This is a genomic window from Flaviaestuariibacter flavus (assembly GCF_004337505.1).
In the GTDB taxonomy this organism is placed as follows: domain Bacteria; phylum Bacteroidota; class Bacteroidia; order Chitinophagales; family Chitinophagaceae; genus Flavisolibacter; species Flavisolibacter flavus.
The window spans coordinates 1-1920 of the sequence record NZ_SJZI01000036.1; the positions used below are offsets into that span (position 1 = coordinate 1).

2 protein-coding genes are annotated in these 1920 nt (G+C 40.3%); both read left to right on the top strand.

Annotation, left to right across the window (positions count from 1 at the left end; translation table 11 throughout):
- Positions 1–880: hypothetical protein (locus tag EPD60_RS16925; RefSeq protein WP_165871469.1), on the top strand; the 880-nt coding region annotated here is incomplete at its 5' end.
- A 421-nt stretch (positions 881–1301) separates the two neighbouring features.
- A partial coding sequence (locus EPD60_RS07945; protein WP_131448576.1) for an RHS repeat-associated core domain-containing protein occupies positions 1302–1920 on the top strand: 619 nt, incomplete at its 3' end.

The following is a 1920-nucleotide window of genomic DNA, read 5'->3' on the forward strand; positions in this document are numbered from 1 at the left end:
ATTCGGGCATAATGACCCTATTCGGTACAAAGATCCGGATGGAAAATGGGAAGAAGATGGTCATTACTGGACGGTGTACGCTCTCGGCATGGCTATGGGGTTATCTAAATCGAAAGCTCAGTATTTAGCTTCAAAAGCTGAATTTTATGATCACCATACTTTACCAAATAGTAAAATGTCACTACACTACTCTCACGAACACGGCAAAACGGGATTAGCGCTCGGGCTTGGTACATGGTCAGATCGAGAACTTCAAAAAAGCTGGCACGGCCTAACAGGTGGTCGCCAATCTGAAGTTTTAATTGACGCTATGAATAATATTTTGATGAAGGGCGACCTTAATCAATTACACAAAGTAGGGGACGCTTGGGCTCATAGCTATATTGATGAAAATGGTGAGCGCACTATGTGGGGGAAAACCACAACTTGGATTCCAGGTTTAGGCAGGATAACTCTCGAGCATGCTTTTGAAGGAGGTCATGGAAACAAAGATGCTGACAACTTGAATAAAAGGCCTGGCGAGTATCAGAAATATATTCAATCTCTAGTTCAGATCTACAATAGCAAATCTTTTGCATTTAACTCGGATGTGAAAAACGGACGCCCCGACCTATCGATATTCACTTTTGTACAAAAAAACGGGGGTAATAAAGAAGGAAACATCTTTCTGTTAAGTTCGTTCATTGATATGAAAGCCGGTGCTAAATCAATTTCATCCACCAACAAGGGGCATATTGAGAAATTCAAGTCGTATTTGGATCAGCAAGGCATCAAATACACTCTATCCGAAGGACAAGCACAGGCGACACTACTTCCAAAAGGATGTGTTACAGGTCCCGTGAACTATACAATCACATTTCAAAAGCCCGAATCAAAATAATAATGGCCAAGTCAAGACTTCGTAATGTTATGGTATCGATTCTAGGCGTTGAGGTATTGATATATTTAGCTGGCGTCGTGGATCATCTTTTCATTAATCAAGCAAATTCAATTGTCTTCAGATATATCGGAGAGATAAATTTTTCGTTTTTGTGTGTAGGCGTGGTCCTATTTATTTTTTCTCTGGTATCAATCTTTCGGCGGCCATATGTAAATGAAACTAGCAAAGGATTAATTTTTGTGCCATTGTTGATCATCTTGCTCCCAATAGTAGTCACTATCTATGTCGTGTCAAATTTGCATTAAAATTAGATTTTAGGCCTGGCCAGCTACGTCCAACTAGGATGGTCCCTCATGCGATTTCTAAATGGATATCTAAGGGGTGAAATAGTTACTAGTATGTATAGTACTATCCATTTGGAATGCAAATGCCAGGAAGATTATTTACGGCGGGAAGCGGCTACAGATACGGGTTTAATGGGAAGGAGAATGACCCTGAAACACAACTTCAGGACTATGGATTTCGCATTTACAAACCGCAATTAGGACGTTTTTTGAGTGTCGACCCTTTGACTACAAAATACCCTATGCTTACGCCATTCCAATTTGCAAGCAATACTCCAATTCAGGCTATCGATCTTGATGGGCTTGAAGCGTTTTTCATTCATGGGACAATGAGTAACAACAAAAGATGGCGTAATAATGATGGTAGTTTAAAGGAAGGTACGAAGCAGTTATTTAGATTGCAACACAGTAAGTGGATAAACACGGCCTTTGAATGGGGAGGGTTTCTAGGTTATGGAAATAATCCATTCAATGATATTGAAGATAGGAGACGTGCAGCTAAAAAGCTAGTAAAATATATTATGGCCAATCGAAAAGAAGGAGAAGATATTACTCTCATCGCTCACAGTCATGGAGGTAATGTGGCGATTCAAGCGGCTCCAATGTTAAGAGCAGCGTTAGACAAGGCTGACGCCGCAGATGTGAAGATCAATATTATAACAGTTGCTACTCCTGCAGTTAACAATGAAAAAAGCG